This is a genomic window from Lysinibacillus sp. 2017, assembly GCF_003073375.1.
Lineage (GTDB): Bacteria > Bacillota > Bacilli > Bacillales_A > Planococcaceae > Solibacillus.
The window spans coordinates 907,178-930,488 of sequence record NZ_CP029002.1; the positions used below are offsets into that span (position 1 = coordinate 907,178).

The following is a 23,311-nucleotide window of genomic DNA, read 5'->3' on the forward strand; positions in this document are numbered from 1 at the left end:
TATACTGACAACAGTGAATGAAAGATCTTGACGAGAGCAAGCAAGTAATCACGCAACTTATTATGAATACTGTTCACCTTTAATGGCAGTCCAGAGAGGCTGAGAAGGGCTAATGTGAAAGCTACGAGCATTTTTGTGCGCAAAAATACCGTATGCAATTTTTCAACATGACTTTTCAAACCCTCTAGGTAATCTAGAGGGTTTTTTGTTTGGAATTGAAACATTATATTACCCGTGAACATTTCAAATTTATGAGAGGAGAAACAACATGCAACATATTTCGGTTTTATTAGATGCTCCATCGATGAACCGTGCCGTTACACGCATTGCTCATGAAATTATCGAACGTAACAAAGGAATTGACGAAGTAATTATCGTTGGGATTAAAACACGTGGCGCTTATTTAGCTAAACGTTTAGCAGAAAGAATTGAAACGATTGAAGGAAAAGCAATTCGCACAGGTGAACTAGATATTACGCTGTATCGTGATGATTTATCAACGAAGCAAGTGAACGACCAAGCACTAGTGCAGCAAGTGGATATTGAATATCAAGTAAGTGACCAAAAAATTGTTCTGGTAGATGATGTCCTGTATACAGGAAGAACAGTACGTGCAGCACTTGATGCCATTATGGATTTGGGAAGACCTTCACAAATTCAATTAGCTGTACTTGTAGATCGTGGGCACCGTGAGTTACCAATCCGAGCAGATTATGTGGGGAAAAATATTCCGACAGCTGGACATGAACGAATTGTCGTCAACTTAGTAGAAGTAGATGACCAAGACATTGTTCAGATAGTTAAAGAAGATTAAAAGAGAATAGAGAGAAGAGGAGATTATAAATGTCTTCAAAAGCTGTATTAGATATTAATGATAAGCCAGGTAGCATACAACTCGTAACCTTAAGTTTACAACATTTATTTGCCATGTTTGGTTCAACAATTTTAGTGCCAACGTTAGTCGGGTTAGAACCTTCTATCGCATTATTAACAAGTGGTATCGCAACTATTATCTTCTTATTAATTACGCAATTTAAAGTGCCAGCATATTTAGGTTCTTCATTTGCCTTCATCTCACCAATTATTACAGTAGCAGGGTTAGATGCTTCAGGTATGTCAGTTAATCCAGGAAATGCAATGATTGGGGCAATGGTAGTCGGTGTTGTTTATGCCATCGTAGCGTTATTAATTAAAATGACAGGTTACAAATGGTTAATGGCATTGCTTCCGCCAATCGTAGTAGCACCAGTAATTATCGTAATTGGTTTAGGTTTAGCAGGAACGGCAGTAGATATGGCAATGAACTTTAATGAGGAATATAACGGACTACATTTCTCAGCTGCTTTAGTTACATTATTTACAGCCATCATCTTCAATGTATACTTTAAAAATATTTTAAGCGCGATGCCAATTCTTTTAGGCTTAGTCATTGGTTATCTTTATTCTTTAGCAATCGGTATTGTTGACTTCTCTCCAGTGAAGGATGCTTCTTGGTTTGCACTACCTAACTTCTTGATTCCAGGAGTAGATTATGATTTCTCGATTACAGGAACAATCTTACTAGCAATGGTACCCGTCGTGATCGTAACGATTTCAGAACATATTGGTCACCAATTAGTATTAGGAAAAGTAGTAAATCGTAATTATATTAAAGATCCGGGCTTACATCGCTCATTACTAGGTGATGGTTTAGGAACATTTGTCAGTGCGTTTATCGGTGGGCCACCAAAAACAACATACGGTGAAAATATCGGTGTATTAGCAATTACACGTGTGTATTCCGTATATGTAATCTTTGGCGCAGCAATCGCGGCAATCCTAGTTTCATTCTTAGGTAAAGTTATGGCGGTCATTTCAACGATTCCAGTATCTGTATTAGGCGGTATCTCAATTCTATTATTCGGTATCATCGCATCAAGTGGTTTACGAATGTTTGTAGATAACAAAGTGGATTTTGGAAATAACCGCAACATGGTTATCGCATCGGTAATCTTGGTTATCGGTATCGGTGGTGCAAAAATTGAATTCGGTACATTAGTCATATCAGGTATGGCGTTAGCCGCGATTATCGGTGTCGCGTTAAACTTAATACTACCAGGTAGAGACAAAAGTACTGGTGAAATTGAAGAAATAGAAAACTAATCAAATATGTTAGTACCTTTTAAGATTGTCCAGAGAGGCAATAAAGGGTACGGCAAGTTAGTAGGCACATGAAGCCAATCGTGGAGCCCAGCTTGTCGCACCCTTAAAGCCTCGCTATGACTGTTTAGCGAGGCTTTTTTTACACAAAAGGTCAGAAAGACAACAGGATTACGTTAACGCTCATAACTTTAGGTGAAATATTCTTAATATAATGCAAATAACCAAAATTGACGCAATTCAAACTAATGATGCATTTTAAATCGGAGGCGCGGATATGAAAAATTTATTATCAATGGAACATTTATCGAATGAAGAAATACTAGGTATTTTAGATCGAGCGCAAGACTTCGAAAACGGTAAGGAGCCTATTTTATCGCGCCCATACAACATTGCAAATTTATTTTTTGAACCGAGTACACGTACAAAAACAAGCTTTGAAATGGCGGAACGACGTGTTGGTTGTACTGTTATCCCATTTGATGCAAGCTTCTCAAGTGCAACAAAGGGTGAAACAATGTATGACACGGTCAAAACTTTAGAAATGATCGGCATTGATGCGGTTGTGATTCGTGATAAAGAAGATGAATATTACAACGAACTGCTTGAAGGAATTAACTGTGCAGTCATTAATGCAGGGGACGGAGCGGGACAACATCCATCGCAAAGCTTATTAGACCTTTACACAATTCGTAAAGAGTTCGGTCGATTTGAAGGGCTAAACATTACAATCGTTGGAGATATTTCGCATAGCCGCGTAGCAAAATCCAATGCAACAGCACTGCAAAGACTCGGAGCAAATGTTCAATTTTTATGCCCACCAGCTTGGGCAGGGGATTTTGAAGCTGTCCACAGTTGGGATGAAGTGCTAGAAGATAGTGACGTCATTATGTTACTGCGCATCCAACATGAACGCCATTCAGTGAGCAAAAATTTTTCGAAAGATAGTTACCATGATGAATTTGGTTTAACCATTGAACGAGAAAAACGTATGAAGGACGGCGCGATTATAATGCACCCAGCTCCAGTAAACCGTGATGTTGAAATTGCAGACGAATTAGTAGAATGCGCGCGTTCAAGAATTTTTGAGCAAGTACGAAACGGTGTATTTACACGAATGGCCATCGTAGAGACGATTTTGAAAGGAAGAGAATAAATGACAACAGTACTTCAAAATATACAACTATTAAATGAACAAGGTGAATTAATAGTTTCTTCTATTGTAATAGAAGATGGAAAAATCGCTTCAATCGGTGGAGACATTCCAAAAGATGCTGAAGTAATCGATGGAAAGGGAAATTTTGTTTCACCTGGGTTTGTCGATGTTCATACACATCTTCGTGAACCAGGTTTTGAACATAAAGAAACGATTGCAACAGGTACCGCATCAGCAGCAAAAGGTGGATTCACAACAATTTGTGCGATGCCCAATACAAAGCCAGTACCAGATTCAGTAGAAAACATGCAATTAATTAACGGACTAATTAAAGACAGCGCTGTTATTCGCGTCCTACCTTATGGTTCGTTAACTAAAGATATTTCAGGTGAAGTTCGTACGAATATGGACGAATTAAAAGCAAATGGCGCGGTCGCATTTTCGGATGATGGAGTTGGTATTCAATTAGCTTCGACAATGTACGAGCAAATGCAACAAGCCGCAAAATTAAACATGGTCGTTGTTGCGCACTGTGAAGATAACTCACTAATTTATGATGGGGTTATGCACGAAGGTACACGTAATATTGAGCTTGGCTTACCAGGGATTCCATCAATTTGTGAATCCGTACAAATCGCACGTGACGTCCTGCTTGCTGAAGCTGCGGGGGCAAGATATCACGTATGTCACGTATCAACAAAAGAATCGGTTCGTGCTGTACGTGACGCAAAAGCAGCAGGCATCCGTGTAACAGCCGAAGTTTGTCCACACCATTTATTGCTAGAAGAAATGGATATCCCGTCAGACGATGCCAACTGGAAGATGAACCCCCCATTACGTGCAGTAGATGATAAAGATTCATTACACGCAGCACTACTTGATGGCACAATCGACTGCATTGCAACAGACCATGCGCCACATACAGTAGAAGAAAAATGCTGTGGTATGGTTCGCGCACCATTTGGTATTGTTGGTTTCGAAACAGCCTTCCCGCTACTTTACACAAACTTTGTGGAAACTGGTAAGTGGACATTAAAACAATTAGTGGACTGGATGAGCGTGAAAGCAGCACAAATTTTTGACTTACCATATGGCACATTAGAAGTTGGTGCTTCAGCAGATTTCGTAGTAATCGATTTAAATAAAGAGCAAACAGTTGATGCAGAGGGCTTCGTGACAAAAGGCCGCAACACACCATTCAATGGTTGGGTAGCAAAAGGTTGGCCAGTCATGACAATTTGCGAAGGCAACATTGCATATCAGGAGGCAGAATGATGAAAAAACGCTTATTAATTTTAGAAGATGGCACGGTATTTACAGGAACTGCATTTGGTAGTGAAGAAGCGAGTCAAGGTGAAGTTGTATTTACAACAGGGATGACAGGTTACCAAGAAACATTATCTGATCCTTCTTTTTACGGACAAATTGTTACATTAACATACCCACTTATCGGGAACTACGGCATCAACCGTGATGATTTTGAATCCATTACACCAGCCATTCGTGGATTTGTTGTTCGGGAATTAGCCGATCAACCATCAAACTGGCGCTCGGATATGTCATTAGGCGACTATTTAACTTCTCAAAACATTCCTGGTATTGAAGGAATTGATACACGTAAACTAACACGCATCATCCGTGCAAAAGGTGCGGTTCGTGCGATTTTAACAGAAGCAGATGCAGAAATTGATGTAGAAAAAGTAGTTTTAGAATTACAAAATACACCGTTCATTACGCATCATGTACACGAAGTATCACCAAAAGCACCGTACCCATCACCAGGTCGTGGCAAGCGCGTTGTATTACTAGATTTCGGTATGAAGCACGGAATCCTGCGCGAATTAAACAAACGTGACTGTGACGTATTAGTCGTTCCTTATAATACAACAGCAGAGCAAATTTTAGCGATGCACCCAGATGGCATTATGTTGTCTAATGGTCCGGGTAACCCAGAAGATGTAACAGAAGCTATTGAAACAATTAAAAATCTAATCGGAAAAGTCCCAATGTTCGGTATTTGCTTAGGTCACCAGCTCTTCTCATTAGCATGTGGCGCACGAAGCTTCAAATTACCATTCGGTCACCGCGGCGGAAATCACCCAGTAAAAGATTTACGCACAGGTCGAACAGATTTAACATCACAAAACCATGGCTATGCGATCGATATCGATTCATTAGAAGGGACAGATTTAGAATTAACACATGTCGCATTAAATGACGGTACTTGTGAAGGTGTACGCCATACGAAATATCCAGTATTCACCGTTCAATATCACCCAGAGGCTTCACCAGGTCCAGAAGATTCAAATCACTTATTTGATGAATTTATCGAAATGATGGAAAACGAAGCAGCAAAGGAGAATCAACATGCCTAAACGTACAGATATAAACACAATTTTAGTAATCGGATCAGGTCCAATCGTCATCGGTCAAGCAGCAGAGTTTGACTACGCAGGTACACAAGCATGTCTTTCATTAAGAGAAGAAGGCTACCGCGTTATTTTAATTAACTCAAATCCAGCAACTATTATGACGGATACGGAAATTGCTGATAAAGTATACATCGAGCCAATTAGCTTAGAATTCATATCACGTATTTTACGCAAAGAGCGCCCAGATGCAATCCTTCCTACATTAGGTGGTCAAACAGGATTGAACATGGCAATTGAGCTAGATGAATCAGGCATTTTAGATGAATTAGGAATTGAAATTTTAGGTACGAAGCTAGATGCCATCCACAAAGCCGAAGACCGCGATTTATTCCGTAACTTAATGTATGAGTTAGGTGCACCGGTTCCTGAATCAGATATTATTCACAACATGGAAGAGGCAAAAACATTCGTTGAAAGAATCGGTTATCCAGTAATCGTACGTCCAGCATTCACGCTTGGTGGTACTGGTGGTGGTATTTGTCACAACGATCAAGATTTACAAGAAATCGTGACATCAGGGTTAAAATATTCACCTGTAACCCAATGCTTACTTGAAAAATCAATCGCTGGTTTAAAAGAGATTGAATATGAAGTAATGCGTGACGCAGCAGACAACGCCATCGTAGTGTGTAACATGGAAAACTTTGACCCAGTAGGTATTCATACAGGGGACTCAATTGTAGTAGCGCCAACACAAACATTATCAGATCGTGAAAACCAAATGCTACGTAATATCTCACTTGATATTATCCGTGCACTAAAAATCGAAGGTGGCTGTAACGTTCAGTTAGCACTTGATCCTTATTCATTCCAATACTATGTAATCGAAGTAAACCCACGTGTATCTCGTTCATCAGCATTAGCATCAAAAGCAACGGGGTACCCAATCGCAAAATTAGCAGCGAAAATTGCAGTCGGTTTAACATTAGATGAAATTAAAAATCCAGTAACAGGTTCAACATTCGCATGTTTCGAACCAGCACTTGACTATATCGTAGCGAAAATTCCACGCTGGCCATTTGATAAGTTCGAATCTGCAAAACGTAATTTAGGTACACAAATGAAAGCAACAGGTGAAGTAATGGCACTTGGGCGCACATTTGAAGAAGCATTACTAAAAGCGGTGCGTTCTTTAGAAACAGGTCATGTACACATCGAAATGAAAAACGCAGAAAGCTTAACTGATTCTTGGATTGAAAAGCGTATTAAAAAAGCAGGGGATGAGCGCTTATTCTTTATCGGGGAAGCAATACGTCGCGGTGTTACAGTAGAACAAATTCATGAGTGGTCAGCCATCGACTTATTCTTCTTAACAAAACTGAAGAAAATCGTCGATATGGAAACGACACTTACTGAAAACAAACAAGACAAAGACATATTACGCACAGCAAAACGTCTAGGGTTTGCTGATAAAAAAATTGCACAGTTATGGGATATGACAGAGCCTGAAATTTACGCCTACCGCAAAGAACATGGCATAATTCCAGTGTATAAAATGGTCGATACATGTGCAGCAGAATTCGAATCAAATACACCATACTTCTACGGCACATACGAAGACGAAAACGAATCTATTAAATCAGATAAGCCGTCTGTTATCGTACTAGGTTCGGGCCCAATTCGTATTGGTCAAGGGGTTGAGTTCGACTACGCAACTGTGCATTCAGTATGGGCGATTCAAGAAGCAGGTTACGAAGCAATCATCATTAACTCAAATCCAGAAACAGTTTCAACAGACTTCTCAATTTCAGATAAATTATACTTTGAGCCATTAACAATCGAAGACGTGATGCACATCGTTGACCTAGAGCAACCTGAAGGCGTAGTCGTTCAGTTCGGTGGCCAAACAGCCATTAACTTAGCAGATAAATTAGAAGCAAACGGTGTGAAAATTTTAGGTACATCTTTAGAAGACATTGACCGTGCAGAAAACCGTAACAAATTTGAAGCAGCCTTACAAGAGATGGGGATTCCTCAACCTGCTGGTAAAACAGCCGTATCGAAGGAAGAAGCATTAGTAATCGGAGAAAAATTAGGCTTCCCAGTATTAGTGCGTCCTTCATACGTTCTTGGTGGCCGTGCGATGGAAATTGTTTATAACTTAGATGAACTCGCGTACTACATGGAACATGCTGTAGAAGCATCTCCAGATCATCCAGTACTTGTTGACCGTTACTTAACGGGTCAAGAAATCGAAGTTGATGCCATTTGTGATGGCGAGAATGTGTTAATTCCAGGGATTATGGAACATGTAGAACGCGCTGGGGTTCACTCAGGTGACTCCATCTCAGTATATCCACCACAAAAGCTAACAGATGCACAAAAAACAACATTAGTCGACTATACAACACGCTTAGCAAAAGGCTTAGGCATTATTGGCTTAATGAATATCCAATATGTATTGAGTGAAGGTGAAATTTATGTAATCGAAGTAAATCCACGTTCAAGCCGTACTGTACCGTTCTTAAGTAAAATTACGAATATCCCGATGGCGAACATTGCAACAAAAGCAATCCTAGGTCAATCGATTGTTGAACAAGGTTACCCAACTGGCTTGGCTGAAGAACGAAAAGGTGTGTTTGTCAAAGTACCGGTATTCTCATTCGCAAAATTACGCCGCGTAGATATTACATTAGGACCTGAAATGAAATCAACAGGTGAGGTAATGGGGAAAGATGCTACTTACGAAAAAGCATTGTATAAAGGCTTCGTAGCAGCAGGTATGGAAATTAAAACACATGGTACGATCCTATTCACTGTATCCGACAAAGATAAAGAAGAAGCTGTTACTCTAGCAAAACGCTTTTCAACAGTAGGCTACCGTATCGTTGCAACAGAAGGTACAGCCAAATTATTTGAAGCGAATGGCGTGAAAACAGACGTCGTTGAAAAAATCGGCGGAAAAGGAAAAACATTAATCGATATGATTCAAAATGGAGAAGCACAATTAGTAGTCAACACGCTTACGAAAGGCAAACAGCCAGCGCGTGACGGCTTCCGTATTCGCCGTGAATCAGTAGAAAATGGTGTCCCTTGCTTAACGTCACTTGATACAGCAGAAGCAATGTTACGAGTAATTGAATCGATGACATTCACAGCAGAAGAAATGCCAAAAGCGGAGGTTGTACACTAACATGATTCGTCAAGAGAAAATGACCGTTGTAGCACAAAGAAGTATTGCGACAAACATTTTCGAATTGACACTACAAGGACAACTGGTTCAGGACATGACTCCTGGCCAGTTTGTTCATGTCAAGGTGTCAGATACATTCGAACCACTGTTACGTCGACCAATTAGTATTGCCAACGTAGATAAAGAAAAAAGTAAATTTACGATGATTTATCGTGCAGAAGGGCGAGGTACGAAATTCCTTGCGACAAACCGTGAAGGTCAAATTGTTGATGTGCTCGGACCACTCGGAAACGGCTACCCTGTAGATGCAGCTGAGCCTGGTCAAACAGCGCTATTAGTAGGTGGCGGTATTGGTGTACCACCATTATATGAGTTATCAAAACAATTAAATGCGCGCGGTGTCAAAACAATCCACGTATTAGGCTTCCAATCAGAAGATGTATGTTTTTATGAAGAAGAGTTTAACGCTTTAGGCGACACATACTATGCGACAGTAGACGGTACAAAGGGAACTAAAGGATTCGTTACAACCGTTTTCGATGAAGTAAATCCTGAATTCGATGTGTTTTATTCTTGTGGACCTTTAGCAATGCTACGCGCATTAGAAGGCTATTATCCAGAAAAAGAAGGCTATCTATCGTTTGAAGAACGCATGGGCTGCGGGATTGGTGCTTGCTTCGCCTGTGTATGCGACACGACTGATAAAATCGAAAAAGATTATGTGAAAGTGTGCTCAGATGGGCCAGTATTCCCGAAAGGAGTTGTGGCACTATGAGCCGTTTAACGATTGAACTACCAGGACTCGACTTAAAAAACCCAATCATGCCAGCTTCAGGATGTTTTGGATTTGGTCGCGAATATGCACAACTATATGATTTATCAAAACTTGGCGGCATTATGATTAAAGCAACGACCCTTGAAACAAGAAAAGGAAATCCAACACCACGTGTAGCAGAAACGTCTGCAGGGATGTTAAACGCGATAGGCCTTCAAAACCCAGGTATTGATAAAGTAATGGGGGAAGAGCTGAAATTTTTAGAAAGCTATGATGTGCCAATTATTGCGAACGTAGCAGGAACGGAAGTAGCAGATTATGTCGAAGTGGCGGCGCAAATTTCGAAAGCACCGAACGTAAAAGCATTAGAGTTAAATATTTCTTGTCCAAATGTTAAATGTGGAGGGATTCAGTTTGGTACAGATCCTGAAACAGCAAAACAATTAACAATGGCAGTAAAAGCAGCTTCAAGTGTGCCTGTCTATGTAAAATTATCACCAAACGTAACGAATATTGTCGATATCGCCAAAGCAGTTGAAGCGGGAGGCGCAGACGGAATTACAATGATTAATACATTAGTAGGTATGCGTTTAGATGAACGTACAGGAAAACCAGTCATCGCAAACGGTACAGGTGGGTTATCTGGGCCGGCGATTAAACCAGTTGCAATTCGTATGGTTTATGAAGTGTACAGATCGGTGAATATCCCCATTATTGGGATGGGTGGTATTACTTGTGCGCAAGATGTGATTGATTTCATGTCAGCAGGCGCATCGGCAGTTGCAGTAGGTACAGCGAATTTTGTCGATCATTTCGTATGTCCGACAATTATCGACGAGTTACCAGCGAAATTAGATGCACTTGGTGTGAACCAAATTTCAGAACTTATTGGAAGGAGCCATCGTTAATTATGAATACAAAACCGATTATTGCACTCGACTTTCCAGGTGAGAAGGATGTCATGAATTTTTTAACGCAATTCGATGAAAAATTGTTCGTCAAAATTGGCATGGAACTTTATATGCAACAGGGTCCAGATATTGTTCGTAAAGTAAAAGATCAGGGACATGATATTTTCCTGGATTTAAAATTACATGACATTCCAAATACCGTGAAATCAGCAATGAAGGGCTTAGCTCGCTTAGGTGTGGATTTAGTCAATGTCCATGCAGCAGGTGGAAGAGCAATGATGGAAGGTGCACTAGAAGGGTTAGAAGCTGGTACTGAAGCAGGTAAAAAACGCGCAGCTTTAATCGCAGTAACGCAACTAACATCAACGACAGAACAACAAATGCACCAAGAGCAAAAAATTGCGTTATCACTAAAAGAATCTGTTCTACATTATGCGGAGTTAACGAAACAAGCTGGCTTAAATGGTGTTGTATGTTCTGTTCATGAAGCAAGAGTTATTGCGGAAACATGCGGTGAAAATTTCTTACGCGTAACACCAGGTATTCGTATGCTTGGTGACGAAGCGAATGACCAAAAACGCATCGCAACACCAGACGGAGCAAAAAAGGATGGTTCATCACTTATCGTTGTAGGACGTGCGATTACAGGTGCAGAAAATCCTGTAATCGCATATAAAAAAGTTTGTGAATTATGGGAGGGAAAATAAATGTCATTACAAAATAAAATCGCACACGCAATGTTAAAGGTAGGAGCTGTTGAATTAAATCCAACTGACCTATTCACATGGGCTTCTGGAATTCAATCGCCTATTTACTGCGATACACGTTTAACTATTTCAGATCCCGTCATTCGAAAACAATTAGCAAATGGTTTAGCATCTTTAATTAAAGAAAATTTCTCGGAATGTGAAGTTGTTGCAGGTACAGCTACAGCAGGAATTCCTCATGCTGCATGGGTTTCAGATATTTTAGAATTGCCAATGGTTTATGTACGTTCAAAAGCAAAAGAACACGGACGTGGCAATCAAATTGAGGGGAAGTATGCACCAGGTCAAAAAGTTGTAGTCGTAGAGGACATCGTATCAACTGGAGGATCTTCCATTGTAGCGGTAGAAGCTTTGCGTGCTGCGGGCTGTGAAGTATTAGGCGTTGTATGTGTCTATACATATAATTTACCAAAAGCAGAGCAAGCATTTAACGACGCAAATGTAAGATATGTTTCTCTTACAAATTTTGATTTTTTGATTGAAGCCGCAAATGAATCAGGAGCGATAGAAGAAAATCAAATTCCTTTCTTAAAAAACTGGCATAAAGATTTAAAAGAAGGCAAATTAAAATAAAAAATATTAAAATAATTCAAAAACGTGTGAAAGTATTGAAAATACTCTTTACACGTTTTTGTTATAGTTATATAATTCTTTTACGCCTAGCAGCATTTTTTTTAAAATTGAAGTTTAATAGAAATGGAATTTTTTAAACTTTAGCAAAAATGTTTAATATGCGGAAAACAAATTTTAAGCTTTTAAACTGATATTTATTACCTATTTTATGCATTTAATTATTGGAAAATTTAAATTTTAAAGAATAGTTTGCTATTTATAAAAGAAAAATGTTAAATTAGAATAGTTAGAAAGTTTAATAATTGACTTTGGTTGTATTTTATGGATAATTTATATTGGAATACATAAATATTACAAAAAATATAATATTTTATGAGACTGAGTTTTAGATAGCTTAAATAGAGAGATAAGTAGAGACAGAGCAGGGGTTATGAAGGAAGGAGCGATTATTTAGTGTCTACGAATGAATTATTGACAATCCGCGATTTACGTACGAGCTTTCGTATTAAAGATACTTATTATCCGGCTGTAGACAATGTTTCATTAACGCTTCGCAAAAATGAAATTTTAGCTATCGTTGGTGAATCAGGTTGCGGTAAAAGTACTTTAGCAACATCGATTGTAGGATTACACAATGGAAACAACACAAAAGTTGAAGGTGAAATTCTTTATAACAATCAAAACTTAGTAAAATTGAATGAGGATCAGTTTAATAAACTTCGAGGGAATGATATTGGGTTTATATTCCAAGACCCATTATCGGCATTAAATCCATTAATGCGCATTGGAGAACAAATTGAAGAAGGTTTAGTTTATCATTCAAAATTAAACAAACAACAGCGCGGTCAGCGTGTATTAGAATTGTTAGATCAAGTAGGGATTCCAAATCCGCCACGTGTAGCTAATCAATTTCCTCACCAATTATCAGGTGGTATGCGTCAGCGTGTTATGATTGCCATTGCTTTATCAGGTAAGCCAGCAATTATCATTGCCGATGAGCCTACAACAGCGCTTGACGTTACAATTCAAGCTCAAATTTTAGACTTGTTAAAATCTCTACAAGACGAGATTCAATCAGGGATCATTTTAATTACCCATGACTTAGGTGTTGTAGCAGAAGTCGCAGACCGAGTTGCAGTAATGTATGCAGGTCAGGTAATTGAAGAAGCGTCAGTAGTAGAATTATTCAGAAATCCGAAGCATCCATACACAAGATCATTACTAAAATCGATTCCTCAAGCAAACAGTGAGAGCGATGAACTAGAAGTAATTCAGGGGATGGTACCTTCGCTAATGAAATTACCACGTGAAGGGTGCCGATTCTCATCTCGTACTCCATGGATTGATGCTTCAGAACACGAAGCGAATCCACAACTTCATGAAGTGGCACCAGGACATCTTGTACGCTGTACTTGCTGGAAAAATTTCCACTTTGAAGACGAGGAAGGGAGCGTAAATCGATGAGTTTCATGCAAGTTGAAGATTTAAAAGTTCACTATCCAATCAAAGGTGGATTTTTCAATACAGTTGTTGACCATGTATATGCTGTAGATGGTGTAACGATGGAATTCGAACGTGGTAAAACTTACGGTTTAGTAGGGGAATCAGGTTCTGGTAAATCAACGACAGGTAAAGCAATTATCGGACTAGAAAAAATTACATCAGGAAAAATTATTTATGAAGGTGAAAATGTAACGAATACACGTCGTAAACGTGATTCTGCATACAATCGCGACATTCAAATGATTTTCCAAGATTCACATTCAAGTATGAATCCACGTAAACGTGTATTAGACATTTTAGCAGAGCCAATTCGTAACTTTATGAAATTGTCGCCTCAAGAAGAGCGCAAACGTATTAACGAATTACTAGCCATTGTTGGGATGTCAGAAGACGTTTTACTAAAATATCCACATGAATTCTCAGGTGGTCAAAAGCAACGTTTAGGTATTGCACGTGCAGTGGCATGTAATCCAAAAATGATCATTGCTGATGAGCCAGTTTCAGCACTGGATTTATCAGTACAAGCACAAGTTTTAAACTTTATGAAGGAAATTCAAGATCAATATGGAATTAGTTATTTATTCATCTCACATGATTTAGGTGTTGTTCGCCACATGTGTGACCATATTTCGATCATGTATAAAGGACGCTTTGTAGAAACAGGTAAGCGTGAAGATATTTACACGAATCCTCAACATATTTATACAAACCGACTTCTATCTGCAATTCCTAATATTGAGCCAGAAACACGTATCGAACGTAAAATCGAACGTCAAAGAGTTGAAGCGAAGTATAAAGAAGAGCAACATAATTATTACGATAAAGATGGAAAAGTATATCCTTTAAAATCAATTTCAGATACGCATAAAGTAGCGATGACTGAAGCAGAAAAGGAGCGTGTATAGTATGTGGAAAACGATTGCTCGACGCGTATTAATTATGATTCCGCAGCTATTTATTTTAAGTCTCCTAATCTTCATTTTGGCAAAACAAATGCCAGGAGATCCGTTCACAGGGTTAATTACACCTGAAACAGATCCATCTGTAATTGAACAACTGCGAGAAAAAGCTGGCTTAAATGATCCATGGTATACACAATATTACAACTGGATTGCAAATGCAGCACAAGGTGACTTCGGTCAAAGTTATACATTCAAAAAACCAGTTGCAGATATTATTGGTGACCGTGGTATGAATACATTATTACTATCATTACTAAGTGTTATTCTCGTGTACGGACTAGCTATTCCACTAGGTGTAGTTGCCGGACGTTATCAAGAATCACTTGCAGATAAAGCCATTGTTTTATATAGCTTTATCTCGTATGCAATTCCAACATTCGTATTATCATTAATTTTCGTGTACATTTTCGGGTATCGACTCATGTGGTTCCCAACAAGTGGTACGGTTGATATAGGACTTGACCAAGGAACATGGGCATATTACTGGAACAAATTCTATCACTTATTATTACCAGCAGGAACATATGCACTACTAGGTACGACAGGTATTATTCAATATTTGCGTACTGAAATTATCGATGCGAAAACGATGGATTATGTTAAAACTGCTAGAAGTAAAGGGATTCCAATGAAAAAGGTGTATTCACGCCACATTTTCCGTAACTCATTACTTCCGATTGCAGCCTTCTTAGGTTTCACAATTACTGGTTTACTTGGTGGATCAATTTTCATCGAAACAGTATTTGCGTATCCAGGTATGGGGAAATTATTTATCGATTCAATTTTAAGTCGTGACTACAGTGTTATTACAGCACTAGTTATGTTATATGGCTTCTTAGCATTATTAGGTAGTCTATTGTCCGATATTATTTTAAGTATTGTTGACCCGCGTATTCGCATAGACTAATTAATTAATAATGACTAAGGAGAGGTGATTTTAATCATGGAAAACAAAAATGAACAAGCAGTAGAAAAGTTAGAATCTCAAAGCTCTCCACCAACGGGTATTCAAGTTATTTTGCGAGAGTTTATAAAAGATAAATTAGCAATGTTCTCATTAGTAGGGATCACGATATTAATCGTAGGCGTTTTAGCATTGGCATTCTTCGTAATTGACCAAACGGCAGTTATGAAAATTCAATTATTAGAACGTTTTACTGAACCAGGTGTTCGAGGCTATGTTTTAGGTGCAGATGAAGCTGGACGAGATATGTTCGGTCAGTTAATCATCGGTGCGAAAAACTCAATTTTAATCGCTATTGCCATTACGTTAATTGCAAACGTACTAGGTATTGCTCTAGGGATCATCATGGGATATTATGGTGGATTTATCGATAATTTCTTTATGCGTATTATCGACTTCTTCATCACATTACCAACATTAATGATCATTATCGTAGTTGTAACGATTGTTCCGAGATACGGAATAATGGAATTAATATTAATCATTGCAGCTTTTCAATGGATGGGGACGGCCAGACTTGTGCGTTCAAAAGCACTTTCTGAAGCACGCCGCGATTACATAAGTGCCTCAAAAACAATGGGTACTAGTGATTTTGCGATTATGTTTAAAGGTTTATTACCAAACTTAAGTTCGCTGTTGATTGTTGAAGTTACGTTAAGTTTTGCTGGTAACGTCGGCATTGAGACAGGTTTATCATTCTTAGGATTCGGTTTACCACCGTCAACACCAAGTTTAGGGACGCTAGTAAGTTATGCCATGAACCCGATTATTTTATCGAGTAAATGGTGGATATGGTTACCTGCATCTATACTAATTTTAGTTATGATGCTTGGTATAAATTACGTTGGTCAAGCGTTACGACGTGCGGCTGACGCAAAACAACGATTAGGATAAAAAGAGGAGGAAAAACAATGAAGAAAAAGTATTGGTTATTACTTTCTACTGTTTTCGCAATTATGTTAGTTCTAGCTGCATGTGGCGATGACAAAGAATCATCAACTGAAAAACCAGCTGAAACTGATTCTGGCAAAACAGAAGAAAAAACTGAAGACGGCGGTTCTACTGCTGAAGCTCCAACACTTCCAATGGAAGTAACAAACGATGGTGATGTTATTGACGGCGGAACTTTAAAATTCGCTTTAGTAACAGATTCTCCATTCCAAGGTATTTTACTTGCTGAGTTATATGAAAATGGATTTGACGCAGATCTTATGGAATTCATGTCTAACTCAATTTTCGATACAGATGGTGACTTCTTAATCACTGATGAAGGTATCGCAAAATTAGGTGTTGACGCTGACAACAACAAAGTAACAGTAACAATTCAACAAGACGTTAAGTGGTCTGATGGCGAGCCATTAACTGCTGACGACATTATTTACTCTTATGAAATTATTGGTCACCCAAAATACACTGGTATCCGTTACGATGGTGACTTCGAAAATATCATCGGTGCTGCTGAATACAAAGCAGGTACTGCAGATTCAATCTCAGGTATCAAAAAAATCGATGACAAAACTGTAGAAATTTCAATGACTAAAGTTTCACCAGCTATCTATTCTGGTGGTGACGGTTTATGGGGTTACGCTGCTCCTAAACACCAATTAAAAGATATTAAAATGGAAGACTTAATCTCTTCTGATGCAGTTCGTAAAACACCTGTAACTTTAGGTGCATTCAAAATTGATAAATTAGTAGATGGTGAATCTATTCAGTACGTTGCAAACGAAAACTACTGGAGAGGCACTCCTAAGTTAGATAAAGTAGTATTACAAGTTGTACCTTCAGCTTCAATTGGTGAAGCATTACGTACAGGTCAATATGACATGTTATCTTCTTTCCCTGCTACTCAATATGATGGCGTGAAAGACTTACAAAACGTAGCAGTTTTAGCTCGTCCTGAATTAGCATATTCTTACCTAGGTTTCAAAGTAGGTAAATATGATCAAGCTAATTCTATTAACGTAACTGATACAGACAATACAAAAATGGGTGACGTTAAATTACGTCAAGCAATTGGTTATGCAATTGACGTTGAACAAGTAACTGAACGCTTCTACCAAGGTTTACGTTCTCGTGCAACTTCATTAATTCCACCAGCATTCGCTTCATTCCATGATAATTCTTTAACTGGTTTCAACTATGATCCAGAAAAAGCAAACGCATTATTAGATGAAGCTGGTTACAAAGATGTTGATGGCGATGGTATCCGTGAAGATAAAGACGGAAACAAATTCTCAATCAACTTAGCATCTATGTCTGGTTCTGACACTGACGAAGCAATCGTTGAGTACTACCGTCAAAACTGGAAAGAAGTAGGTTTAGACGTACAATTAACAACAGGTCGTTTAATCGAATTCAACAGCTTCTATGATAAAGTTAAAGCTGACGATGCTGAAATCGATATGTTCATGGCTGCATGGGGTACTGGTACAAACCCATCTCCACTTGGTTTATACGGTTCAACAGCTGCATTCAACTATAGCCGATTCACTACTCCTGAGTTAGAAAAATTATTAGTAGATATCGATTCTAAAGAAGCAATTGATGCTGACTACCGTGCAAATGCATTTAAAGCATGGGAAGAGTATATGTTCTCACAAGCTACAACGATTCCAACTTACTTCCGTACTGAAATCTTACCGATCAACAAACGTATCAAAAACTACAATGTAAGTTATGATGGCGGTACGAAGTGGCACGAAATCGAGTTAACTTCTGAAAACCCAGTTAAATAATTTTCAGTAGTGGGAGAAACCGTCTAGAATTTCTAGATGGTTTCTTTTTTGATAAGAATATATAACATTCTTTCTAACAATAGAAACAAAGAAAAAGGGATTTGCATAAATTTTTGCAAATCCCTTTTTCTATTAAAGCTTAAATTTACGGACAAGATCATTTAAATTCTGCGCATTTTGACTTAGTTCCATTGAAACGTCATTAATTTGTTCCATCGTAATCTCTACGCCTTTTGTTACAGATAGTAGTCCTTTGTCGACAGCGTTTTCTACATTTTTCGTCCCCTTTTGTATTTCGAGTGTTAAGGATACGATTTGTTCAGCAGATTGTTTGGATTGCTCGGCTAATTTTTTCACTTCATCTGCAACAACAGCGAAACCTTTTCCATGATCACCCGCGCGAACAGCTTCGATTGATGCGTTCAGTGCTTGGATGTGTGCACGAATGAACATTCCTTGTGTTGCAATGGAACGTTGTATTTTTTTCCAATTTATAATTGGACAACACGGGAGTCTACTGTTTCTTCCATTTGACCACCAATTCTATGAAATTGCTGAAGTAAAAGCCCTAAACATAGAAAAACAATAACGATTAATGAAGTGAATGCGAGATTTAACTTTTTACTAACGGACATATAAATCACTCCTATACGTTTAATGGCGATAATTATTAATGATATTTGTCGATTTTACTGAAACTTTGTAATTATTACATTGCAGCGATTATAGTGGTAGTTTTACATAAATCCACCTAGTAAATTAATATATTTCAAAAAATATTTTTCAAGAATACTTATCACGTAAAATTTATCTTATTTTATAGAGGTATTTTCTCTTTCGTGAAGAATATTACTGAGAGTTGGTTAATGGAGTCACCTATTTTATTATCATTTAAATAGTTTTGGAAGGAGTTGTTTGGCCTTTTTTTAGCTAAATGAAATATGGCATAAATGGAACACTTTATTGGTACGTTTACACGAAGGGGAGGATGTAATAAATGGGCACAGTTATAAATGATCGAATTCGTTATCAAGGATTAGCGGATAAGGTGGTATCCGCGGAAACGGCAGCTTCGTGGATTAAGGATGGGATGGTACTAGGCATGAGTGGGTTCACTCGTGCTGGCGATGCCAAAACTGTCCCGCTAGCGCTTGTTGAAAAAGCAAAAAAGGAAAAGTTTCAAGTAGATGTTTACACAGGTGCGTCACTTGGTCCAGAAGTGGATCAATTGATGGCGGAAGCTGGAATTATCCGCAAGCGCGCTCCTTATCAAGGGGATCCTGCCATTCGTAAAGCTATTAACACAGGGCAAGTACTTTATTCTGATATGCACTTATCACATAATGCTGAACTAATTCGTCAAGGCATTATCGGTCCAATCGACTTTGCTATTATTGAGGCAACAGCAATTACAGAGGACGGCCAAATCATTCCAACAACTTCAATTGGTAACTCGCCTATTCTTGTGCAAATGGCGAAAGAAATTATTATCGAATTAAATCCTGAACAACCGAATTTAGAAGGCATCCATGATATTTATTTACCAGGTATGCAAGGAGAACGGGATCCAATCCCATTACTCAAAGCAAGTGATCGTATTGGAACAGTAGGTATCCCAGTTGATGTCAACAAAATTAAAGGGATTGTTCATTCAACAATTAAAGACGCACCATCATTAATCGTTGAGCCAGATGAAGAAACGGAAAAAATCGCACAGCATTTATTAGCATTCCTACGCGATGAAATCATAGTAGGGCGCTTACCGAAAAACCTATTGCCACTGCAATCGGGTGTAGGCTCTGTAGCAAATGCTGTACTAAATGGCTTTTTGGATTCTGAATTTGAAGAGTTAGAAATTTACTCTGAAGTTTTACAAGATGCTGTATTCCATTTACTTGATGCAAATAAGGTGAAAATTGCCTCAGGTACATCGATTACATTAAGTAAAGAATGTGGCGACCGCGTATACAGCAATATTGATCAATACAAAGATCGTTTAGTTTTACGACCACAAGAAATATCGAATCATCCAGAACTTATTCGTCGTTTAGGAATTATTGCGATTAATACAGCGCTTGAAGTCGATATTTATGGCAATGTCAATTCAACGCATGTAATGGGCACACATATGATGAATGGATTAGGCGGTTCTGGAGATTTCACACGTAATGCTCGTATCGGTATTTTTGTAACGAAGTCTTATGCAAAAGGTGGCGATATTTCATCAATCGTCCCGATGGTTGCACACCATGACCATACGGAGCATGATGTTGATGTTATTGCGACAGAACAAGGGATTGCTGATTTACGTGGAATGGCCCCAAGAGAACGAGTGGAGGCAATTATTAAAAACTGTGTACATCCAGATTTTAAAGAGGCACTTCGCGATTATTATAACCGTGCGATTGAAGTATCAGGAAATGCGCATACGCCGCATAACTTAGAAGAAGCGTTAGCTTGGCATGTACAATATAAAAATAAAAAAACAATGAAATAATAAAAATGAGCGCATCGGTAATCGGTGCGCTCATTTTGTTATTTTTTTAATTGCATGATTACTGCTTCATCTGGTGTGACGAAAACTGTCTTTTGTTCGAAATAAATCACGAATCCGGGTTTAGAACCATTTGGCTTTTTCACATGGCGAATTTCTGTATAGTCGACTGGAACAGAAGCAGATTCACGGGCTTTACTATAGTAAGCACTTAACATCGCGGCTTCTTTTATTGTTGCTTCATCTGGATTATCGCTATGAATGACAACATGTGAACCAGGAATATCCTTTGTATGCAACCAAATTTCATTTCGCTTGCCGATTTTAAAGGTTAAATAGTCATTTTGTTTGTTATTTTTTCCGACAGAAATGACGATACCTGTAGAAGAAATGAATTTTTCAGGTGCAGGTTTTGTCGGTTTCTTTTTACGTTTTGACTGACGTAAACGAAGTAAGCCCTGTTCGGCAAGTTCTTCACGAATTTCTTCAATATCAGCAGGAGAGGCTTGTTGTACTTGTTGTGAAAGCATTTCTAAATATTGAATGTCTTCTTTTGTTTTTTCTTGCTGTTCTTCAATCATAATTAGCGCTGTTTTAGCTTTATTGTATTTCGTATAATAGCTTTGTGCGTTTTCGATTGGCGTTTTACGCGGACTGATTGGAATACGTACTTTTTCAGCCGTTTCACTGTAATAATTTTCAACGTCTACGTATTCTTCACCTTTTGTAAAGTTATATAAATTCGCCATTAATAGCTCGCCGTACAGTTGGAACTGATCCAAGTTTTGCGCACGCTCGAAATCTTTTTGTAGTTTTTTTTGCTTCAACTTTAATTTATTTAACTCATTTTGTAGCCAACGTTCTAAGTCACCAGCTTGTTGCTTTACACGGTCACGTTCTGCACGAGCAAAAAAGACGCGGTCTAACAATTCACCAAGTGTTGCAAAATTCGTCACGTTACCTTGTAAATGTGTCAAATCAGTAGGAGAAAAATAGCTTTTACTCTCTTGCTCTATATAAGTCGGTTTGGCGATGGTAACAATTTCATTCATCAATTGGCGGCTTGCAGTTACAACGTCTTGAGACTTTTGACGATGTAATAATTCATTTGCATGAAGTGGAGAGAACCCGGCAAATTTTTCAATGATTTCTTTTGTTGTTACATCAGTAGCGAAAAATTGTTCGATTTCTGTATCTGTTAAGCTGCTTAATGAAACTTTGTGTTGCTGTGGTGGTTCGATATAAGGCTGACCAGGAAGAACGGTACGATAGCTATTTACAGAAGGTGGTAAATGCTTCAAGCTATCAATAATTTTATCGTTTTCCGCATCAACTAAAATTAAATTACTGTGACGGCCCATAACCTCAACAATAAGCTTACGTTTAACGGCATCGCCAATTTCATTTTTGCTGTCTATAGTTATTGTAATAACGCGTTCAAATCCATCTTGTGTAATAGATGAGATAAAGCCACCTTCGATATGTTTGCGTAATAACATACAAAACATCGGAGGATCAGCTGGGTTTTCAATCGATTGTTCTGTTATATGTACGCGTGAATAGGAAGGGTGGATTGAAAATAATAGTTTTGAATTTGTACCAGCAGCGCGAATTTGTAAAACAACTTCAAGCGCATTCGGTTGATATATTTTATTAATTCGTCCAGATGAGAGCGTTTGTAACTCTTTGCTCATTGAACGTGTAAATAGCCCATCAAATGCCATCTTCATTCCTCTTTCGTAACGATATTCTCTTATCTTTCTACCTATCATACCACTTTTTCTGATGCATGCTGTAGTTGTGCAATTTTTGACTAAACGATTGCGCATAAATGGACGAACATATGATATAATTGGAGCAATATGCAAAGAAGGGTGTGACGAACCTTGGTGCGTAGTATGACCGGATTCGGCAGAGGGGTCACAACAACGAAAAATTTTCAACTTACGGTTGAAATTCGTGCTGTGAATCATCGCTTTTTAGAAATAAATACAAAGTTTCCAAAAGATTGGATGGAATCAGAAATAATTGCAAAAAAAATGTTGTCGGATGCTGTTTCTCGTGGGAAAATAGATGTTATTATTTTTCTAAAAGAGCTTCATGAAGCGCAGCAGTCGATTCGTATTGATTGGACATTACTGAATGCTTTTATTCAAGCAAAAAATGAACTTACACAATCTGTTCAAATGGAAGAAAAGTGGACGATGCAAGAAATTGTTAGCTTGGACCAAGTGTTACTAATTGAAAAGGTTGAATTTTTGCAAGAGGAAATACTTGAAGCGGTTAAATCTGCATTATCAGAAGCAATATACAATTTAGTCAACATGCGTGAGCGCGAAGGACAAGAATTACGTCATGTCATGTTACAATATAAATTTGAGCTCGAACAGCAAATTATACAAATTCGAAAAGAAGCACCGCAAGCCGTTACAAAATATCGCGAACGTTTGATTGGTCGTTTAAACGAAATTGCAAGTGGCCAAGAACTGGAGGATCGTTTGTTAACGGAAGTTGCGATTTTTGCAGAACGTATTGATATTACAGAAGAGCTAGATCGTTTAGAAAGTCATTTTGGACAATTGTCTGAAACCTTAACCGAAACAATAGCGATTGGTCGTAAGCTAGATTTCATTATGCAAGAGATGAATCGTGAAATTAATACAATTGGCTCAAAGAATCAATCTGCAGCATGCTCAATCGCCGTTGTACAAGCAAAAACGATTTTAGAAAAAATGCGTGAACAGGTTCAAAATATAGAATAGTA

19 protein-coding genes and 1 pseudogene are annotated in these 23,311 nt (G+C 38.3%); 17 read left to right on the forward strand and 3 right to left on the reverse strand.

Translation table 11 applies throughout. The features are described 5' to 3' along the window. Positions 1-268 precede the first annotated feature (268 nt). From pyrR to DCE79_RS04080, 15 genes are all read left to right on the forward strand, one after another. A complete protein-coding gene (gene pyrR / locus DCE79_RS04010; RefSeq protein ID WP_108711827.1) occupies positions 269-814 on the forward strand; it encodes a bifunctional pyr operon transcriptional regulator/uracil phosphoribosyltransferase PyrR in 546 nt (181 codons plus the stop codon). Positions 815-843: 29 nt separating this feature from the next. Next, positions 844-2,142 carry a solute carrier family 23 protein gene (locus DCE79_RS04015; protein ID WP_108711828.1) on the forward strand — a complete coding sequence of 433 codons (1,299 nt, stop codon included), beginning with the start codon at positions 844-846 and terminating at the stop codon, positions 2,140-2,142. 274 nt (positions 2,143-2,416) lie between these two features. After that, positions 2,417-3,295, forward strand: coding sequence for an aspartate carbamoyltransferase catalytic subunit (locus tag DCE79_RS04020; protein WP_108711829.1), 879 nt, complete (start codon positions 2,417-2,419; stop codon positions 3,293-3,295). Beyond that, a complete protein-coding gene (locus DCE79_RS04025) occupies positions 3,296-4,570 on the forward strand; it encodes a dihydroorotase (protein ID WP_108711830.1) in 1,275 nt (424 codons plus the stop codon). It begins immediately after the preceding gene. Further along, a complete protein-coding gene (locus DCE79_RS04030) occupies positions 4,570-5,670 on the forward strand; it encodes a carbamoyl phosphate synthase small subunit (RefSeq protein ID WP_108711831.1) in 1,101 nt (366 codons plus the stop codon). The genes DCE79_RS04025 and DCE79_RS04030 overlap by 1 nt, the downstream gene beginning before the upstream one ends. Beyond that, positions 5,663-8,860, forward strand: a complete 3,198-nt coding sequence (carB, locus tag DCE79_RS04035) for a carbamoyl-phosphate synthase large subunit (RefSeq protein WP_108711832.1) — start codon at positions 5,663-5,665, stop codon at positions 8,858-8,860. Before DCE79_RS04030 ends, carB begins: the two co-directional genes overlap by 8 nt. Position 8,861: 1 nt before the next feature. After that, complete coding sequence (locus DCE79_RS04040; RefSeq protein ID WP_108711833.1) at positions 8,862-9,635, forward strand: dihydroorotate dehydrogenase electron transfer subunit; 774 nt, start codon at positions 8,862-8,864, stop codon at positions 9,633-9,635. Beyond that, positions 9,632-10,543 carry a dihydroorotate dehydrogenase gene (locus tag DCE79_RS04045; RefSeq protein ID WP_108711834.1) on the forward strand — a complete coding sequence of 304 codons (912 nt, stop codon included), beginning with the start codon at positions 9,632-9,634 and terminating at the stop codon, positions 10,541-10,543. Before DCE79_RS04040 ends, DCE79_RS04045 begins: the two co-directional genes overlap by 4 nt. A gap of 2 nt (positions 10,544-10,545) precedes the next feature. Continuing rightward, complete coding sequence (pyrF, locus tag DCE79_RS04050; protein ID WP_108711835.1) at positions 10,546-11,253, forward strand: orotidine-5'-phosphate decarboxylase; 708 nt, start codon at positions 10,546-10,548, stop codon at positions 11,251-11,253. Beyond that, positions 11,254-11,886: an orotate phosphoribosyltransferase gene (pyrE, locus tag DCE79_RS04055; protein ID WP_108711836.1), complete on the forward strand. Its 633-nt coding sequence runs from the start codon at positions 11,254-11,256 to the stop codon at positions 11,884-11,886. Between the two features lie 453 nt (positions 11,887-12,339). Next, on the forward strand, positions 12,340-13,350 hold the full coding sequence (locus DCE79_RS04060) for an ABC transporter ATP-binding protein (RefSeq protein WP_108711837.1): 1,011 nt from the start codon (positions 12,340-12,342) through the stop codon (positions 13,348-13,350). Next, a complete protein-coding gene (locus DCE79_RS04065) occupies positions 13,347-14,294 on the forward strand; it encodes an ATP-binding cassette domain-containing protein (protein WP_108711838.1) in 948 nt (315 codons plus the stop codon). The genes DCE79_RS04060 and DCE79_RS04065 overlap by 4 nt, the downstream gene beginning before the upstream one ends. A gap of 1 nt (position 14,295) precedes the next feature. Then, on the forward strand, positions 14,296-15,258 hold the full coding sequence (gene opp4B, locus DCE79_RS04070) for an oligopeptide ABC transporter permease (RefSeq protein ID WP_108711839.1): 963 nt from the start codon (positions 14,296-14,298) through the stop codon (positions 15,256-15,258). Positions 15,259-15,294: 36 nt separating this feature from the next. Further along, a complete protein-coding gene (locus tag DCE79_RS04075; RefSeq protein ID WP_108711840.1) occupies positions 15,295-16,209 on the forward strand; it encodes an ABC transporter permease in 915 nt (304 codons plus the stop codon). A gap of 17 nt (positions 16,210-16,226) precedes the next feature. After that, positions 16,227-18,053: an oligopeptide ABC transporter substrate-binding protein gene (locus DCE79_RS04080; RefSeq protein ID WP_108711841.1), complete on the forward strand. Its 1,827-nt coding sequence runs from the start codon at positions 16,227-16,229 to the stop codon at positions 18,051-18,053. A gap of 132 nt (positions 18,054-18,185) precedes the next feature. Here the strand turns inward: DCE79_RS04080 and DCE79_RS04085 are convergent. Beyond that, positions 18,186-18,485, reverse strand: a pseudogene (locus DCE79_RS04085) (methyl-accepting chemotaxis protein); the annotation flags it as partial. A gap of 59 nt (positions 18,486-18,544) precedes the next feature. Then, a complete protein-coding gene (locus tag DCE79_RS18445) occupies positions 18,545-18,688 on the reverse strand; it encodes a hypothetical protein (RefSeq protein WP_159083051.1) in 144 nt (47 codons plus the stop codon). 362 nt (positions 18,689-19,050) lie between these two features. Here DCE79_RS18445 and DCE79_RS04090 point away from each other — a divergent pair, with 362 nt between their 5' ends. Continuing rightward, complete coding sequence (locus DCE79_RS04090) at positions 19,051-20,550, forward strand: succinyl-CoA:acetate CoA-transferase ScpC (RefSeq protein ID WP_108711843.1); 1,500 nt, start codon at positions 19,051-19,053, stop codon at positions 20,548-20,550. Between the two features lie 38 nt (positions 20,551-20,588). On the opposite strand, the gene DCE79_RS04095 is transcribed toward DCE79_RS04090, so the two are convergent. Beyond that, entirely contained in the window at positions 20,589-22,271 is a 1,683-nt protein-coding gene (locus DCE79_RS04095) for an Rqc2 family fibronectin-binding protein (protein ID WP_108711844.1), read from the reverse strand. A gap of 162 nt (positions 22,272-22,433) precedes the next feature. Here DCE79_RS04095 and DCE79_RS04100 point away from each other — a divergent pair, with 162 nt between their 5' ends. Then, positions 22,434-23,309, forward strand: a complete 876-nt coding sequence (locus DCE79_RS04100; protein WP_108711845.1) for a YicC/YloC family endoribonuclease — start codon at positions 22,434-22,436, stop codon at positions 23,307-23,309. Positions 23,310-23,311: the final 2 nt, after the last annotated feature.

Bases quoted from the DNA above. Each gene is read 5' to 3' on its own strand.
- pyrR (WP_108711827.1), top strand. From the start codon at position 269: ATGCAACATATTTCGGTTTTATTAGATGCTCCATCGATGAACCGTGCC.
- DCE79_RS04015 (WP_108711828.1), top strand. From the start codon at position 844: ATGTCTTCAAAAGCTGTATTAGATATTAATGATAAGCCAGGTAGCATA.
- DCE79_RS04020 (WP_108711829.1), top strand. From the start codon at position 2,417: ATGAAAAATTTATTATCAATGGAACATTTATCGAATGAAGAAATACTA.
- DCE79_RS04025 (WP_108711830.1), top strand. From the start codon at position 3,296: ATGACAACAGTACTTCAAAATATACAACTATTAAATGAACAAGGTGAA.
- DCE79_RS04030 (WP_108711831.1), top strand. From the start codon at position 4,570: ATGAAAAAACGCTTATTAATTTTAGAAGATGGCACGGTATTTACAGGA.
- carB (WP_108711832.1), top strand. From the start codon at position 5,663: ATGCCTAAACGTACAGATATAAACACAATTTTAGTAATCGGATCAGGT.
- DCE79_RS04040 (WP_108711833.1), top strand. From the start codon at position 8,862: ATGATTCGTCAAGAGAAAATGACCGTTGTAGCACAAAGAAGTATTGCG.
- DCE79_RS04045 (WP_108711834.1), top strand. From the start codon at position 9,632: ATGAGCCGTTTAACGATTGAACTACCAGGACTCGACTTAAAAAACCCA.
- pyrF (WP_108711835.1), top strand. From the start codon at position 10,546: ATGAATACAAAACCGATTATTGCACTCGACTTTCCAGGTGAGAAGGAT.
- pyrE (WP_108711836.1), top strand. From the start codon at position 11,254: ATGTCATTACAAAATAAAATCGCACACGCAATGTTAAAGGTAGGAGCT.
- DCE79_RS04065 (WP_108711838.1), top strand. From the start codon at position 13,347: ATGAGTTTCATGCAAGTTGAAGATTTAAAAGTTCACTATCCAATCAAA.
- opp4B (WP_108711839.1), top strand. From the start codon at position 14,296: ATGTGGAAAACGATTGCTCGACGCGTATTAATTATGATTCCGCAGCTA.
- DCE79_RS04075 (WP_108711840.1), top strand. From the start codon at position 15,295: ATGGAAAACAAAAATGAACAAGCAGTAGAAAAGTTAGAATCTCAAAGC.
- DCE79_RS04080 (WP_108711841.1), top strand. From the start codon at position 16,227: ATGAAGAAAAAGTATTGGTTATTACTTTCTACTGTTTTCGCAATTATG.
- DCE79_RS18445 (WP_159083051.1), bottom strand. From the start codon at position 18,688: ATGTCCGTTAGTAAAAAGTTAAATCTCGCATTCACTTCATTAATCGTT.
- DCE79_RS04090 (WP_108711843.1), top strand. From the start codon at position 19,051: ATGGGCACAGTTATAAATGATCGAATTCGTTATCAAGGATTAGCGGAT.
- DCE79_RS04095 (WP_108711844.1), bottom strand. From the start codon at position 22,271: ATGGCATTTGATGGGCTATTTACACGTTCAATGAGCAAAGAGTTACAA.